At 63.0% G+C, this 15213-nt stretch carries 12 protein-coding genes and 5 pseudogenes; 3 read left to right on the forward strand and 14 right to left on the reverse strand.

The window, feature by feature from the left end; genetic code table 11:
• Window positions 1-139 precede the first annotated feature (139 nt).
• The 10 genes and pseudogenes from LDZ23_RS34400 to LDZ23_RS34445 all read right to left on the reverse strand — a co-directional run.
• A complete protein-coding gene (locus LDZ23_RS34400; protein WP_008345536.1) occupies window positions 140-814 on the reverse strand; it encodes an alpha/beta hydrolase family protein in 675 nt (224 codons plus the stop codon).
• A gap of 434 nt (window positions 815-1248) precedes the next feature.
• A complete protein-coding gene (gene speB / locus LDZ23_RS34405) occupies window positions 1249-2202 on the reverse strand; it encodes an agmatinase (protein ID WP_008345535.1) in 954 nt (317 codons plus the stop codon).
• A 16-nt stretch (window positions 2203-2218) separates the two neighbouring features.
• Window positions 2219-2770, reverse strand: coding sequence for a cupin domain-containing protein (locus LDZ23_RS34410; RefSeq protein ID WP_008345534.1), 552 nt, complete (start codon window positions 2768-2770; stop codon window positions 2219-2221).
• Window positions 2771-2911: 141 nt separating this feature from the next.
• Entirely contained in the window at window positions 2912-3610 is a 699-nt protein-coding gene (locus LDZ23_RS34415; protein WP_008345533.1) for a DUF1989 domain-containing protein, read from the reverse strand.
• Between the two features lie 10 nt (window positions 3611-3620).
• A complete protein-coding gene (locus LDZ23_RS34420) occupies window positions 3621-4856 on the reverse strand; it encodes a M20 family metallo-hydrolase (RefSeq protein ID WP_008345532.1) in 1236 nt (411 codons plus the stop codon).
• Complete coding sequence (locus LDZ23_RS34425; protein WP_008345531.1) at window positions 4853-5662, reverse strand: amino acid ABC transporter ATP-binding protein; 810 nt, start codon at window positions 5660-5662, stop codon at window positions 4853-4855. Before LDZ23_RS34425 ends, LDZ23_RS34420 begins: the two co-directional genes overlap by 4 nt.
• Window positions 5659-6312, reverse strand: a complete 654-nt coding sequence (locus tag LDZ23_RS34430) for an amino acid ABC transporter permease (RefSeq protein WP_008345529.1) — start codon at window positions 6310-6312, stop codon at window positions 5659-5661. Before LDZ23_RS34430 ends, LDZ23_RS34425 begins: the two co-directional genes overlap by 4 nt.
• A 9-nt stretch (window positions 6313-6321) precedes the next feature.
• Window positions 6322-6984, reverse strand: a complete 663-nt coding sequence (locus LDZ23_RS34435) for an amino acid ABC transporter permease (protein ID WP_008345528.1) — start codon at window positions 6982-6984, stop codon at window positions 6322-6324.
• Between the two features lie 7 nt (window positions 6985-6991).
• Window positions 6992-7846, reverse strand: a complete 855-nt coding sequence (locus LDZ23_RS34440; protein ID WP_008345520.1) for a transporter substrate-binding domain-containing protein — start codon at window positions 7844-7846, stop codon at window positions 6992-6994.
• Between the two features lie 459 nt (window positions 7847-8305).
• Window positions 8306-9205: pseudogene (locus LDZ23_RS34445) on the reverse strand (2-oxoglutarate dehydrogenase E1 component); the annotation flags it as partial.
• Between the two features lie 244 nt (window positions 9206-9449).
• Here LDZ23_RS34445 and LDZ23_RS34450 point away from each other — a divergent pair.
• Together LDZ23_RS34450 and hpxZ are read left to right on the forward strand one after the other, a co-directional pair.
• Window positions 9450-9731 (forward strand): annotated as a pseudogene (locus LDZ23_RS34450) (helix-turn-helix domain-containing protein); the annotation flags it as partial.
• A pseudogene (gene hpxZ, locus LDZ23_RS34455) lies at window positions 9731-10083 on the forward strand (oxalurate catabolism protein HpxZ). The pseudogenes LDZ23_RS34450 and hpxZ, both read left to right, overlap by 1 nt.
• 219 nt (window positions 10084-10302) lie before the next feature.
• On the opposite strand, the gene LDZ23_RS34460 reads toward hpxZ, so the two are convergent.
• On the reverse strand, window positions 10303-10857 hold the full coding sequence (locus tag LDZ23_RS34460; RefSeq protein WP_008345517.1) for an N-formylglutamate amidohydrolase: 555 nt from the start codon (window positions 10855-10857) through the stop codon (window positions 10303-10305).
• 93 nt (window positions 10858-10950) lie between these two features.
• Window positions 10951-12060 (reverse strand): porin, encoded by a 1110-nt coding sequence (locus LDZ23_RS34465; protein ID WP_075583492.1) that lies wholly within the window; start codon window positions 12058-12060, stop codon window positions 10951-10953.
• Between the two features lie 352 nt (window positions 12061-12412).
• Between LDZ23_RS34465 and LDZ23_RS34470 the strand changes: the two are divergent.
• Window positions 12413-12604: pseudogene (locus LDZ23_RS34470) on the forward strand (RND transporter); the annotation flags it as partial.
• A gap of 315 nt (window positions 12605-12919) precedes the next feature.
• Here the strand turns inward: LDZ23_RS34470 and LDZ23_RS34475 are convergent.
• Both LDZ23_RS34475 and LDZ23_RS34480 read right to left on the reverse strand, forming a co-directional pair.
• Window positions 12920-13879 (reverse strand): annotated as a pseudogene (locus LDZ23_RS34475) (MFS transporter); the annotation flags it as partial.
• Window positions 13880-14273: 394 nt separating this feature from the next.
• Window positions 14274-15170 carry a LysR family transcriptional regulator gene (locus LDZ23_RS34480; RefSeq protein ID WP_008345513.1) on the reverse strand — a complete coding sequence of 299 codons (897 nt, stop codon included), beginning with the start codon at window positions 15168-15170 and terminating at the stop codon, window positions 14274-14276.
• Window positions 15171-15213 lie beyond the last annotated feature (43 nt).

Genomic DNA, 15213 nt, shown 5'->3' on the forward strand with positions numbered 1-15213 from the left:
TCGGTTGTCGTGGCTATGCGACAGACCGTCTGCGGATAGCAAAGCGTTGAGAGGGCGAGTGCAGGACGGCGAGTTCGCCGGCTTCCCGTCCCGACTCTGCTACAAGCATTCCTGCGCTTGCTCAGGTAACGCGCACGAACTACCCTTCGGCGAAGAACCACTCCGACATCGTCCGCGCTAGTTCGCGCACGACCTCCGCGTCGGTCCGGCCGGAGGATGCGCGCACGTGAAACGAATGATCTGCGTCGTCCACCACATGCAGCGTGGCGCGCGGCCCGAGCGTCTCGACGACCGACCTCAGCAGGTGAAGCTCGGCCAGCTTGTCGCGCGTGCCCTGCAGGAAGAGAATCGGCACCGTGACGTCCGCCAAGTGCCGCGCCCGCTCGACGCCGGGCGCCCCAGCCGGGTGCAGCGGGAACGCGACGAAAGCGAGGCCACGCACGCCATCGAGCGCGGAGATGGCTTGGGCCTGGGACGTCATGCGGCCGCCGAACGACCTGCCGCCCGCGAAGAGCGGCAGGGCTGGCAGCCGCCGGCGGGCCTCTGCGACGGCTGCCTGCACGGCAGCATGTGCCACGGCCGGCGAGTCCACCCGCCTGGAGCCCCGCTCCATGTACGGAAACTGGTAGCGCAATGTGGCGACGTTCGCCGCGGCAAGCGCGTCGGCCAAAGACGACATGCCGGCGTGCTGCATGCCCGCCCCAGCGCCGTGCGCGAAGACATATAGCGCTCGCGCGTGCTCTGGCACTTGAAGGAGCGCAGAGACCTTAGAGCCGTCGGGTAGTGCGAGGGAAAGCGATTCTGCGTCGTCCATGGTATTCAGGTCGTGTCGGTGTGGTCTTTGCGCCGATTCTGCATCAATGAGGCATCGGGAGACGCTTGTGGCAGCTTCCGGCAAGGCATTGCTCGGGCGGACTTTGCCGGCCGATCCATGGAGCGCGCCCATTGCGAAGGGCGCCGCAGTCGCGATGTGTCGGTTGACGACCGAAAGCCCGACAGCAATGTGATCTGCGCTTCGAGACATTCGCGTAATAGCACGCCTGCATCATTGTTAGCGAGCTGTTACGACACTGCAAGCAGCGTCAAAGGAAGTTCTCGGAGGGCGGTTCATCTATCGGGCTCCCTGAAAGAGCAGGTCCGGCAGCAAGAAGCTCTTAGTCGACGCATAGTTGGCCGCGTATGGCCGCGACGCGGGTACGTCGCTCGCTAACGCCGGGACCATCGAGCGGCAGCCCGTTCGACGCTGCGCTAGCGTCGGCTCGATCCCGCCTGATGTGCCGCGAACAGACACAGCATCTCGTACATCATCGTTGCGGCGACGAGCGCGGTGTTGCCGCTCGGATCATACGGCGGCGACACTTCAACCACATCGCCGCCGACCCAGTTCAACCCGTCGAGTCCGCGCAGCAACGCAAGCGTTTCGCGCGTCGTCAATCCGCCGATTTCCGGCGTGCCGGTGCCAGGTGTGAACACCGGATCGAGCCCATCGACATCGAGCGAAAGATACACGGGCGCATCGCCGACCACGCGCCGCGCTTCTTCGACGATCGCCGCCGGGCCGCGTTCCTCGAACTCTTCGATGAACACCACGCGCATGCCGTGATCCAACGAATAACGCCAGCCTTCGTCGGTATTCTGCGCGCCGCGTATGCCGATCTGAATCGTGCGCGTGGGATCGAGAAGACCCGCTTCGACCGCGCGTCTGAACGGCGCGCCGTGCGTGAATTTCGAGCCCTTGAACGCATCCCACGTGTCCGTGTGCGCGTCGATATGCACGAGCGCGAGCGGTTGCTTCGGCGCGATCGCCTGAAAGACCGGATAGGTGATCGAGTGATCGCCGCCCGCGATCAGCGCTATCTTCCCCGCGCGGAATACTGGCTCGAAAAAGCGGCGGATATCGGCGTGCGCGGCTTCTAGATCGTAGAGATGCTCAAAGGGCACATCGCCGATATCGGCGACGCGGCACGCTTCGAACGGATTGAATCGCGTGACGTGATGAATCGCGCGCATCATCGTGGACATGTTGCGGATCTCGCGCGGCCCGAAGCGTGCGCCAGGACGCGCGGTGACACCGCCATCGAAGGGCACGCCCGCCAGCGCGATATCGAGCGCCGCGAGGTCGCGCTCGAACGGCACGCGCATGAAAGTGGGAATGCCGGCGAAGCGCGGCAACTGCATCTGCGAAAGATCGGTGCTGGCCATGATGAGTTCCCGCTGATCAGAACGTGGGCGGCGTGTTGACCCAGAGTATGCGCGTCACCGCATCGCCCGGATTGCGATAGCTGTGCGGCTCGGTGCTCGGAAAATAGAACGAATCGCCCGCCTTGAGCGAATAGCTCTGATCGCCGAGCGTGAGTTCCAGTTCGCCTTCGAGCACATAACCCAACTCTTCGCCGACGTGATGAATCTGCTCGTCGCTGCGCGCGAGCGGCTCCAGTACGTGGATGTCGCCCTGAAGCAACTGGCCCGGACTCGGCACGACAAGGCGTTCGAGCATGATGGAGCCCTCGGCACGTCTGCGTTTGCCGGCCGCCGGAGCGGCCCGCGCGCCCGGAAAGCGCACCGAGGGCCGCTCGCTCGCACGCTGAACCGGCGAAGCCGTGAGGGTCGGCGCGGACAGCAGTGCCGCGATGTTGGTGTCGAGCGCAATGGCGAGCTTGTGCAGCATGGCGAGCGAAGGCGTCGCGTGGCCGCCTTCGACCTTCGACAGAAGACTTTCCGAGCAACCCGCCGCTCCCGCGAGCACCTTGAGCGTCATCTGTCGCACCATGCGCGCATGACGCAGACGCGTGCCGAGGCCATCGGCGGCGGACGCCGGCGCGGCGTTGGCTTTAGGTGAAGTACGCGCTGCAGTTGAGGAAGGTCGTTTGCTGGCCACGAATGAACACCATCGAAAAGAAGAAGGGCGCGCTTATGCGAGCACCGTGAACTCGACTTCGAGCGGGTTGAGCGCGTTGATCGGAATGATATCCTGCGGGCACGCCGACATGACCACGACGCAGTCCATCGCGGCCCTGATATCCACGTAATCGCCGGACTTCGACACGGGCGGCAGCCAGTCAATCGAATAATCCGGCTTGACGGGAATGTTCATCCAAAGATTGAACGGCTGGGGCACTTCCTTCGTGCGCAAGCCAATAGCCTTCAGCGCAAGCCGCAGGTTGTCCGCGCAGTTGTCGTGATAGTGCTCGACGCCGAGATTGCGATAGCGGTACAGATCGCACGCGGCGATGAGCGTATCGTGCACGCCCGGCGACGTATCCGTGACGAGTTCGGCAATCGGGCGGCGCTGGTTGGTCACGAGCGGATCGCCCGGCTGCGGAATGATCTTGTCGATGAACGCGCGCGTATGTTCGAACGACAGAAACTCGTTCAGATGCTGCGCGTTGAAGATCCACGTATCGCACACTTGCGTGCCGTGCGGATTGGCGATGCGGATGGTCTGCCCGGCCTTCACGCGCACCGCGCGGCCGCAGCGCGCGGGCACCGTATACGTCATGCCGATTTCAGGCGTGCCGTCCGGCGAGATGGGTTCGTTGAGCGTGGCGTTGACGCCGGTTTCCTGGCCGTTGTCTTCGGTGCTTGCAAGAGTCGTTGCGGATGCGTTCATGTGGGCTCCTTCAGTCGTTGCAGAGTGTGGTGAGGCAATGAGCGAGCGCGCGTGCGCCGAGCACGAGATGTCCGGCGTCCGTCGCTTCGGCGGGGTTGTGGCTGATGCCGTCTATGCTGGGCACAAAGATCATTCCGCTCGGGCAATGTTTCGCGAGATACATGGCGTCGTGGAATGCGCCCGAGGTCAGATGCAGCGCGCGGGTATCGAGCGCGCGGCAGGCTTCGTCGATGCGCGACAACACGGACGGATTGAACGCGACGGGCGCATGGGCGAACAGCGCTTCGATGCGCGCGCCATGAGATTGCGCGATGGCCTGCGCGTGTTCATCGAACGCGCCGAGCACGCGCGCGTCCGGATGGCGGAAGTCGACGGTGAAACTCACCGCCGACGGAATCGTGTTGATCGAATTCGGCGCGATGTTCCAGCGGCCGAACGTGACGCGCGTATCGGCGCGGCCGAGTTCATGGGCGATGGCATCGAGTTCCCGATGCAGCGCGATGGCGAGCGTCATCGCGTCGCGGCGCAGTGGCATCGGCGTGGTGCCCGCGTGGGCGGCGATGCCCTGCACATGGAACGCGTACCAGCGCACGCCCTGAATGCCGCTGACGACAGCGAGCGGCACCTCGGCCTTTTCGAGTTGCGGACCCTGTTCGATATGCAGTTCGACGAAGGCATGCGCGGCGTCTTGCTGCGCGCGCGGCGGCAGTTCGGGGAACGCGCTGACGTGGCGTTGCAGCGCCGCGCTCAGGGTTGTGCCTTCGGCGTCCTGCACGTGCGCATAACGCGCCATCCGCGACGGCTCCACGAAGGCGCTCGATCCCATCGCGCCCGGCGAGAAGCGCGTGCCTTCCTCGTTGGTCCAGATCGCGACTTCGAGCGGGCGGCGCGTGGGCACGTTCGCATCGTTCAACGCGGCGAGCACTTCGAAGCCCGCAAGCACGCCGTAACATCCGTCGAGCTTGCCGCCGGCAGGTTGCGTGTCGATGTGGCTGCCGGTCATCACCGGCGCAAGTGCTGCGTCGCCCTCGCGGCAGAAAAACAGATTCGCGCACGCATCCACATGCACGCTGCAGCCGAGCGCACGCGCGCGGTCGATCAGAAAGCGCCGCGCTTCGATATCGCGTTCGCCGAGCGCGGGGCGGTCCACGCCGCCGTCATCGCGCGCGCCGAATGCAGCGAGGGCTTCGATCGATTCGAGCAGGCGCGCCGCGTTCACGGCATCCGCCACTTGTCTTGCGCTCACGATGTCACTCCTTCGCTCACGAAATCGAGGCTGCGTTCCAGCCACGGTTTAAGGAACTGCTGCAAGCGCGGTGTGCGCGTATTGCCGAACAGTTGCGCGGGCGGTCCGGCTTCGACGATTTTCCCGGCTTCCATGAACACGACCTTGTCGGAGATCTTCGCGGCGAAGCTCATCTCGTGCGTGACCATCACCATCGTCATGCCTTCCTGCGCGAGCGAACGGATCACGTTGAGTACTTCCTCGACGAGTTCGGGATCGAGCGCGGATGTGGGTTCGTCGAGCAGAATCACTTCCGGTTCGATGGCCAGCGCCCGCGCGATGCCCACGCGCTGCTGCTGCCCGCCGCTCAGCCGCGCGGGATACGCGTCCGCCTTGTGCTCGAGACCGACACGCGTGAGCGCGGCCAACGCTTTCGTGCGCGCGTCGCGCCTGCTCATCTTCTTGGCGAGCACGAGCGGCGTCGCGACGTTGTCCAGCGCGTTCATGTGCGGCCAGAGATTGAATTGCTGGAAGACCATCGAAATGGGACGGCGCACGTCGGCGATGCTGGCTTCGCTGTCACGATCCTTCGCCGTGCGTCCTGTCGATCGATAGCCCAGCAACTGGCCTTTGATCCACACTTCGCCTTCGTCATAGGCTTCGAGAAAATTCATGCAGCGCAGCGCGGTGGTCTTGCCCGAACCGGACGGCCCGATCAGCGTGACGATCTCGCCGCGCATCACATCCAGGTCGATGCCCTTGAGCACGCGGTTCTCGCCGTAGGACTTGCCGACGGCGCGCAGCTTGAGAATCGGAAGGTCGCTCATGATGTCTTCTTCAGAAACGGAATGCGGGAAGTCGCGGCCTGCGCGATCAGCGACACGGCTTGCGTCAGCAGCCAGTAACATGCGATCAGCAGCGCATACGGACCGATATACGTGTAGCTCGATGCGACGATATCGCTGGCCGTCATCGTCAATTCGGGCACCGTGATGATCGACGCGACCGCACTCTCCTTGATGACGAGAATCGTCTGGTTCGCGATCAGCGGCGCCGCGAACGCGAGCGCCTGCGGCAGTTCGATGGAGCGGAACGCGTCTCGCCGGCTCACGCCGAAAGCGGCGGCGGCTTCGAGCTGACCGCGCGGAACGCTCGCCCATGCCGCGCGAAAAAGCTCCGCGAAATAAGCGCTCGAATAGAACGCGAGTGAAAGGATCGTGGCCTGCACGGCCGACAACGTCACGCCTAAAACCGGCAGCCCGAAGTACACGATCACGAGCTGCGACAGATAAGGCGTGCCGCGCACCAGCCACACGAACGCGCCATAGACGAGCGCGAACGGACGGCCGAACGCGAGCCGCATCGCGTTGATCGCGAAGCCCGCGACGATGCCGATGAAGGCCGCCAGCACGCTCACTTCGAGCGTGATGCCCATCGCTTCGATGAAGCGCGGAACGAGTGCGATGAAGTTGTTCATGCCGATGCCTCACGGACGCCGTGCCACACGCAGCGCGTACACATGACCCGCGCCCGCGAGCAGCGACGTGATTGCCAGATAGAACATCGCCGCCAACGCGTACACTTCGAGCGGCCGATACGTCGATGACGAAAGCTGCTGTCCGACGCGCATCAGATCCGTTACGGATATCACCGACACCACCGCCGACGCCTTGACGATATCGATCATTTCGGAGACGAGCGCGGGCAGCGTCGCGCGCACGACTTGCGGCACTTCGATATGCCACAAGGTCTGACGCCGCGTGAGATTGAAGGTCGATGCCGCCTCGATTTGCCCCGGCGCGATGGAGCGAAAACCCGCACCCAGAATCTGCGACTGATACGCGCCCGTGTTGAGCGACAGCCCGATCGCGGCGGCAGCGAGCCCCGGTAACTCCAGCCCGAGCGCGGACGGCACGTAGTAGAACACCAGCAGTTGCGCGAGTACGGGCGTGCCGCGCAGCAGGCTCACATACACGCGCGCCGTGCCGCGCATCAGCCGGCTGTCGCTGACCGACATCGTGTAGACGAACACGCCGACGAAGAAGCCGCAGCAGACAGCAACCGCCGACAGCACGAGTGTCGTCAGCGCGCCGTCGAGCAGTTGCGGCAAGTAGCCGATGCAGCGCGTAAGCAGATCGGGACCGTTCATCGCGATGTCAGATAGACGGTGCGGGAAGCGTGGCCGGAACGTCCATCGTCGAGCCGAACCATTTCTCCTGAAGCTTCTTCATGGTGCCGTCGCTGTTCGCTCTCGCGATGCCATCGCTGAAGAGCTTGAGGAGGGCAGCGCTGTCGGCGTCCTTGCGTGCGACCCAGGCGAAGTAGCTCTTCGGACCGATGGTCTGCGGCAACACCGCGAAAACGCCCGGACGCGACTTCAGCAATGGCCCGAGATTGGCGACGGACTGCGCGACGGCATCGAGCCGGCCGACGGCGAGGTCGGCATAGGCTTCGTCGAACGCGACGTATTGCTTGATCTGCTTGATGCCGGGACCGCCTGCTTCCTTCAGCTTCTTGTCGAGCGCCATCAGCGCCTGCAATTGTGCAGAGCCGGTCTGCGAGCCGACCACCTTGCCGTTCAGATCGTTCGGCGCTTTGATGGAGGTATCGGCGGACCGGGTGAGTACGCCGGTGGTCGCGTCGGCGACGGGAACAGTGAAGGCGAAATGATCGGCGCGGTCCTTGTTGACGGTCACGGCCGTCACGACGACGTCGAAGCGCTTTGCATCGAGACCGGGCAGCAGACCCTGGAAGGGCAGGTCGAGCTGCTTGACCTTCACATCGGGCAGAGACTTGAGGACGTAGGCCATCAGATCGGCGTCATAGCCGACGATCTTGCCGTTATCGACGTATTCGAAGGGCGCGTAACGCGCTTCCGTCGCGATCGTGATTTCCTTGTTCGATTTGATGCGGGCGAGCAGATCTTCCGCGTGCGCAAGCGACGGCGCGGCGGCGTTGAGCGCGAGCGCGCCCGTCAGTGCGGCCAGCAAATGGCGAAGACGTTTGTTCATGACACTCCCCTTGCGTATGGGCTATGTTGAAGGCAATCGGAATTTCATTCAAGCAACTTGAATGCAATTCATTAGGCATGAAGTGTGCCAACGCGAAGCGCCCGGACCTGCGGGGCTTCGTCTTCCGACATGCACTGAAAGGGGGGTGTAGAAGCGGGCGAATGCACCGCCGCGCACGGCGATGCACCGGTTTGAAGTATGAAGGGAGTGATTGCGAGAGTGAGTGGGGTCCGCAATAGGGACGCAAGACGTCACACGAGCGACAGGGCGTCCGGCGGCCGCGGCTTAACCAGCAGCGGGGACATGGAGATGGATCCTCGATGCGTCGCGCGCAAGGGTTCGACTAGCAAGCTCGCAACGTTTCATCAGTCTGGAGATTGCGAACTCGGGTACCCGGCGTACGATCGTACGTTCCGCGCGATCGACGCCCATCGTCCTGCTGCAAAATTGGCACTCGGCCTAAAGCTCGGCCGCCGCCAGTGCGGTCGCGCCCAGCTGTGCTTGTTCCCGACGATGCGCCGCGACGGAAGAATGCGCGCCGGCTGGTGTCGCGGTGCGGCAGACATCGCGTAAGGCGCAATCGGCGGGAAGCACGGTCTCCAGTTCGTCGCGAACGAATCGCCATGCGCCCTGATTGCGGTCTTCCTCCTGCGCCCAAACGATGCTGCGCAAGCTGGTGAACCGGGCGAGCACGCGCCGGAGTGGGTCATGCGGGAACGGATACAGCTGCTCGATGCGGATGATCGCCGTCGATTCGTCGCCGGACCCGTCGCGAGCATCGCGCAATTCGTAGTAGAACTTTCCGCTGCATAGGACGACGCGTTCAACCGCACTTGCATCTGCGATGCGTTCGTCGCCCAGTACGCATTGAAATGCGCCATCGATCATCTCTCGCAGCGTCGAGTGCGACGCGACGTTGCCGTAAAGCTTCGACTTCGGAGACATGACGATGAGCGGCGTCCGACGCTCGGTCGTCGCCTGCTGGCGAAGCAGATGAAACCATTGCGCCGAGGTCGAAGGTACGACAATCCGCATGTTTTCGTCCGCGCAAAGCTGCAGGAAGCGGCCGAGATAGCCGCTCGAATGCTCCGGACCGACGCCCTCATGGCCATGCGGCAGCAATACGGCGAGCGCCGAATCATAACCCCACTTGAACTCGCCGGCCGCGATGTACTGATCGATGAAAACCTGCGCGCCGTTGACGAAGTCACCGTACTGTGCTTCCCAGACAGTCATCGTGGTCTTCGTTTGAACACTGTAGCCATACTCGAATCCAAGCACGGCCTCTTCGGTCAGCGGCGAGTTCACGATGTCGAACCGTCCCTGCCTTGCGGCGATGCCACTGAGCGGCACATGACGGTGGTGAGTGCACGTCAAGCACGAAGACGCGGCCGAAGCGCGCGCCCAAATCGCCATAGAGCTTCCCGGTGAGCAACAATTTCAAACAGGAAGCGCGGCTAATTTCCATCCTTGGCTTTACATAATCAACATTATCAGAGTTTTAAGTGTAGGTCCCAAGTTCAAATGTCGTGTTTCTGCTAAGTAGAGATGTCGCGTTTTGGCGTAGGTTCGTCGCCACACAAGCGTTTCAGGAGCGCGGGCGATGAACACGATTGGGACCATCACGATGTCGATGCGTGAACTGGACCGACTCAAGGCGATTCAGGCGGTCGCCGACGCGCGACTCAAACCCGAGCGTGCGGCCGAACGGCTGAACTTGAGCGTACGGCAAGTCGAACGCCTGGTGTGGCGTTACCACGCGGCCGGCGTGGCCGGTCTGGTGTCAGGCAAACGCGGACGCCCGAGCAACCATCAATTGCCCAACGGCGTGGCACAGCGCGCGCTGGCGTTGATCCGCGAACGCTACGAGGACTTCGGGCCGAGCTGGCCGAGGTCGAAGCGGCCTTCGACGCGTACGAGACCGCACTCGTCACGAACGACGTCGCGATGCTCGACGCGCTGTTTTTCGATACGCCGCATACGCTGCGCTACGGCGCCACGGAAAACCTCTACGGTTACAAGGCGATCCGCGCGTTCCGGGCTGCACGACCGGGCAAGACACTGGCGCGCACGGTGACCGCGCGCGTCGTGACCACATGCGGCGATGCCTTCCCGTCGCGAACATCGAGTTCCGGCGCGATGGCGATCCGCGCATCGGCCGGCAGACTCAAACGTGCGTGAAGATGCCCGAGGGATGGCGCGTCGCCAGCGCGCATGTAAGCTCGATGGGCGCGTAGCGGCGCGCCTGGCCGACTGCCTGACCAGCAGCGGCCGTTGCGCATCACCGTGAAATGCGTCATTGCGAGGTCAATTCCGTTCGCGCGACGCAACCCGATGAATATTCGATCTGCATCGGAAGCACGTCACTTGCTGCGCAAAGTCCAGCGACGATCGGAAAGAGGGTCGACGTCCGGCAAGTCACGTCGATGCTGTGGCCGATGACCGGCTCGCCGACGTCAATCCAACGCCACGACCGCATCGAGCGCGCCGCCGACCATCGCGCGCAGCGTCGGCTGGATAGCGTCGGCTTTCTCCGGCAGATACACGAACGGCGGCGCTTCATCCATATACGCGGACTGACACATTTCCAGTTGGACCGCGTGAATCCCGTCCTGCGGCGCGCCGTAATGGCGCGTGATGAAGCCGCCCTTGAAGCGCCCGTTCGCGACCCACGTGTAATCGCTTTGCGCGGCCGCATCCGTCACCGCCCTCGTCACCGATTCCGCCGCCGTCCTCCCATCCTGCGTGCCGATGTTCAGGTCTGGCAGCTTGCCGTCGAAAAGACGCGGCAGCACGCTCGCGATCGAGTGCCCTTCCCACAGCAGCACGTTCCCGTGCATGTCGCGCAGACGCACAAGCTCGGCGGCGATCGCATCGTGATACGGCTGCCAGTACGCTGTCACGCGACGCTGCTTTTCGGCGGCATCGGGAGCGCAGCCTTCACGATTCACCTGCTCGCCGCGAAACGTCAGATCGGGGCACAGGCCGGTCGTCGTCTGGCAAAACCTCATCCCGCAGCCACGCCTCGATTGCGCGGTCACGCTCGCGTAATGCACCAAGCGCAAGGCACATGACTACTTCGGCCGAAAAGAAACGTCGGCGCGTCAGAAAATATGCATCATGCCGATGTACGCGCCCGTCTGGGATTGCCCCGCGAGCGGACTCGTGCCCGGATCGGCGTCGCGCGGCGTGGCGAAGACGGAGAACGTACCGTTCGCGCTGTTGCGCACGTAAGCGACCGTGCTGTACAGAAATGTGCGCTTGGTGAAGTTATAGGTCGTGCCGAGCACATAGAGCATCGCGTGGCTCGCCGGGTCATGCGATGCGTCGCCGCCGCCCTCGCCCACGTGGACATAGAAGCCCGCCGCCGTGACGGCCCAAGCGGGCGTCGCCTGATAGGTCGCGCCGAGCCAATAGTGATCGGCGGTGCTGGAGAGGCCCGCGGGCGTGTCGGGCGCGGAATAGTGCGTGTAGGCGGCCTGCACTTTCCATCGATCCACCTTCAGGTTCGCGCCCACGAAGAGTTCGCGCGACGCCTGAAATACGTTGTTCATCTGGCCATTCTGGCTGCGCAGTTCGTCATAGATGCCGCGCACGTCGAAAAGCGGCGAGTGGTAAGTCAGCATGATGCCGTCCGAGCGGCCGAACTCGCCCGCCGCGCCGGAGTTGAACGCGCCCGCCTGACCGCCCAGCGAGTACTGTCCTTGCACGTCGAATCCATGAAACACGGGGCTGTGATATTCGACGTTGTTGCTCGTCTGCTGCCAGTTGCGTCCGCGCACGAGTGATGCCGATGACACCGCCTGTTGCACGAAGGGATCGAATTCCCAGACGCCGTCGCTGTCAATGAACAGATTGCGGCCCGCCTGCAACTGCCCGTATGTCTTCGAGCTCAGTCCGACATAGGCGCGGCGCGACCAGAGACGTCCGCCCCCCGTGGTGCCGTTCATGATCTGGATCGCAGTTTCGAGATTGAACACCGACGTCAGGCCGCCGCCTAGATCTTCGTTGCCTTTGAGGCCCCACATGCTGGTGCCCCAGTCGCCGCCCTCGGCGCTCCATCGCGCGGATGTGCCGCCGGTACCGTTCGCGATGTGATTCAGATATTCGATGCCCCCGTCGAGGCGTCCATACATCGTGACGCTGGATTGCGCCATGGCGCCCGACGCGACAAAGGTGAAACCGACCACCGCTTTCCGTACACAACCTTTCATGTTCGGTTCGACTCCGTTGGGGGTCCGCTCGGATGCGCGGAACCGATGCACGCGAACATAGCACCATCGCGAGAACTCGGCACAGATCCAGTAACCGCAACGGTCAAGAACTAGAAGATGATCTCAATCGAAGTCCGTTTGCTGCGTCCCGCGCAGCTAGCGATCCAACGGGCAGCCGCGAGCAGCCATACTTCAGCCGGTCGAGGTCGCCATCGGCGATGCTACTTGTTTCGCCAAGCAAGCTCGCTTTCAGTCCCGAACGTCGCTAAGACCTTAGCGCGCACGTCGGACCTCATAGTCGACACAGCTACGAAGGTAAGAACGTTCCATCCACCCTTTCGTGCTCAAGGGGACGAACCGCTATCAGGCCGGCTCGGTTGACTATCTCAATGTCGCCAGCGCGCAGACCATTGCGCTCGAGAACCAGCGCAACGGCGAGACGATCGAAGCGCGCCGACTGAATGCTAGCGTTCGACTGCTCAAGGCGCTCGGAGGCGGCTGGGATCGCACGGCGCTGCGCGACACGGCGGCCGCAGCGCAATGACACCGTTGTCGTTTTGGCACTAGCTTCTCCGACCTTCAAACCTCCGTACAGACAGGAATTAGCAAATTCCTGCTGTACGTGGAATCGAGGCATGGTCATCGGATCGACGCCTGCATTCGCGTACGCCCTGATGCGCGCCAGCGGCCTCTGACTAAGCAACCTCGGCTTTCGACGGCGCCTCACAGAAAGACCGTTGATATTGAGGGAATGAAGGCGATCGCGATCAATCCGAGAAGCAACATACCGAGGTAAATCCAGATTCGCCTCGAAGCGCAGGCGAGCTCCAGAAAGCCGCGCCGCGCGAGATTTTCATGCTCAGGCTGCCTCCGTCTTGCCGACCATGTGCCCGGATCGTCCTTTGCGCGTCAAGAGCAGCAACGTTGCGACACTGACGAGCGTAAGGATGGCAAGCGGCATGAGCGCGAGGGAGTAACTGCCCGTTGCCTCCTTAACCCAGCCGTAGACGTTCACCATGAGGCCGCCACCAAGCAGATTTGCGATGGCGTTAATCGTTGCAAGGCCCGCCGCCGCCGCGCTGCCGGAGAGCATGTCGCCAGAGAGCGCCCAGAAAGGCCCTTTGAACGCATAAGCACCGACCAAAACGGCACAGAGCAGGCAGATCGTCGGGAGCACGGCGCCGCTAAGCGACGTGGCGAATAGGCCCATACCGATAAGAAGCATCGGAATGACTGTGTGCCAGCGACGTTCCTTTACTCGGTCAGAGCGTCGGCCCCAATAGACCATCAACACGCACGCCAACGCGTAGGGTACGGAGTTAATGAGGCCTGTCTGCATAACGGTCAGGCCGTACGACTTGAGCAATTGTGGCTGCCACACGTTCAGGGTGCTACCCGCAGCCGACGCGCAGGTATCGACAAGAGCAAGGCAAAGGACGTAGCGGTTTCGGAAGAGCTTCGTCAGCGGCATATCCAAGACTTTTTTTGGCGCCTTCGTCTCTGTCGCAAGTTCATTGGCGAGCCACGTGCGCTCTTCCTCCTTGAGCCATCTCGCTTGCTCCGGCTTGTTAGTCAAGAAGAACAGGCACATCAGACCAAGAAGCACAGTCGGCAGGCCTTCAAGGATAAAAAGCCAGTGCCATCCGCGCATCCCTGCGATTCCATCCATTTGCAGAAGCAGTGCGGATAGTGGTGAACCGACGAAGTTACCAAGCGGGATCGCCACCATGAATATAGCAACGATGCGAGCGCGGTACGACGCCGGAATCCAGTACGAGAGGTACAGTAGGACCCCCGGAAAGAAACCAGCCTCGGCAGCACGCATGGTGCCGAGATTCCGTACGTATTCAACACCCCTTCGTAGACGCGCTTGAGTTCATCGGCGTGCACATGGCTGTTCGGTTCGCTCGGCAATCAGAACGCGCGGCTCTCACCTCGCTGCCCGCGTCAAGTTTCTGGATTGACCTCGCCCAGAACGGTCAAATGCCTCTTCCTCCCTGGTAGCACGCGCTATAACATGCGCTGTCGCGTCTCGCGGAGAATCATCGATACGGGATCGAACAAATCCGTCGTGCCCATGCGAACTGGTTGCGCCGCTCGTCGAAGCTCCGCTGGAAGTGTTTCGGAAGACGGGTGCGGACTGCGCCGTGTCGATGCCTCGCGCCGACGCTCACAGTGAGGCTTGCGGATGCGCGTGTCGCCCAGTCGCGGCGTTATCGCGCGTACTGTTCGAGCGCGTCAGCAAGGGCATCGAAGGTAGCGCGGCAGCGCGGGCTCGCGCGCAGATCTTCGTGCATCGTCACCCACGTTTCGAGCCGGAGCGCGAACGCTTTCGACAGCACGCGTACGAGACCATCACGGCGCGCAATCGCGACATGACATCCGCCGATTCCCGCACCCGCGCGGATCAGTGCGAGTTGCGCGAGATCGCTATCGGCGCGCATCGAAAACAACGCGTGACGAAAACCCGGCAACGTGCGGCTCACATCGCGAATGAACGCGTTTGGCTGGTCGTAGCCGATGACCGCGTGTTCTGCGAGCGCCGCCATGCTGCGCGGCGTGCCGTGACGGTCGAGATAATCGCGCCGCGCATGGAGCCCGACCTCGATCACGCCGACTCGCCGCGCGACGAGTTGCGTCTGGCGCGGGCGCACCATGCGCACGGCAATATCCACTTCGCGCCTCAGCAAGTCCTGCACGCGGTTCGACAGCACGAGTTCGACGATCAATCGCGGATGCCGCTCGCGCAGCGCGGCGATGACCGGCGGCAGCACTTCGACCCCGACCACTTCGCTCGCGGATACGCGCACGACGCCCTGCACGCCCGCGCCGTCGTCGCCCGTGTGGCCGCTCGCCGCGCGCTTGAGCGATGCCGCCGTACTCTGCATCGCTTCGGCGTGCGACTGTAATGCAAGCGCAACGTCGGTCGGCTGAAGCCCGTTCTGCGAGCGCGTAAATAGACTTACCTTCAGCGCCCGTTCGAGCGCTTCAACGTGCCGCCCAGCCGTCGGCTGCGTGATGCCGAGCGCGCGCGCTGCACCCGACAGCGATCCCTCGCGCAGCACTGCGAGGAACGTTCGGTAAAGCTCCCAGCCGATGTCGTCTGCCATACGTTTTTGAATATCGGATCAACGAGGTTCGCCAATTTTAATG

Origin of the sequence: Caballeronia zhejiangensis, assembly GCF_022879815.1 — a bacterium.
In the GTDB taxonomy this organism is placed as follows: domain Bacteria; phylum Pseudomonadota; class Gammaproteobacteria; order Burkholderiales; family Burkholderiaceae; genus Caballeronia; species Caballeronia zhejiangensis.

Excerpts from the sequence above, each read along its gene's own strand:
- LDZ23_RS34460 (WP_008345517.1), bottom strand. The coding sequence starts at position 10,857 with ATGAGGTTTTGCCAGACGACGACCGGCCTGTGCCCCGATCTGACGTTT.
- LDZ23_RS34435 (WP_008345528.1), bottom strand. The coding sequence starts at position 6,984 with ATGAACGGTCCCGATCTGCTTACGCGCTGCATCGGCTACTTGCCGCAA.
- LDZ23_RS34465 (WP_075583492.1), bottom strand. The coding sequence starts at position 12,060 with ATGAAAGGTTGTGTACGGAAAGCGGTGGTCGGTTTCACCTTTGTCGCG.
- LDZ23_RS34425 (WP_008345531.1), bottom strand. The coding sequence starts at position 5,662 with ATGAGCGACCTTCCGATTCTCAAGCTGCGCGCCGTCGGCAAGTCCTAC.
- LDZ23_RS34415 (WP_008345533.1), bottom strand. The coding sequence starts at position 3,610 with ATGAACGCATCCGCAACGACTCTTGCAAGCACCGAAGACAACGGCCAG.
- LDZ23_RS34440 (WP_008345520.1), bottom strand. The coding sequence starts at position 7,846 with ATGAACAAACGTCTTCGCCATTTGCTGGCCGCACTGACGGGCGCGCTC.
- LDZ23_RS34480 (WP_008345513.1), bottom strand. The coding sequence starts at position 15,170 with ATGGCAGACGACATCGGCTGGGAGCTTTACCGAACGTTCCTCGCAGTG.
- speB (WP_008345535.1), bottom strand. The coding sequence starts at position 2,202 with ATGGCCAGCACCGATCTTTCGCAGATGCAGTTGCCGCGCTTCGCCGGC.
- LDZ23_RS34410 (WP_008345534.1), bottom strand. The coding sequence starts at position 2,770 with ATGGTGCGACAGATGACGCTCAAGGTGCTCGCGGGAGCGGCGGGTTGC.
- LDZ23_RS34430 (WP_008345529.1), bottom strand. The coding sequence starts at position 6,312 with ATGAACAACTTCATCGCACTCGTTCCGCGCTTCATCGAAGCGATGGGC.
- LDZ23_RS34400 (WP_008345536.1), bottom strand. The coding sequence starts at position 814 with ATGGACGACGCAGAATCGCTTTCCCTCGCACTACCCGACGGCTCTAAG.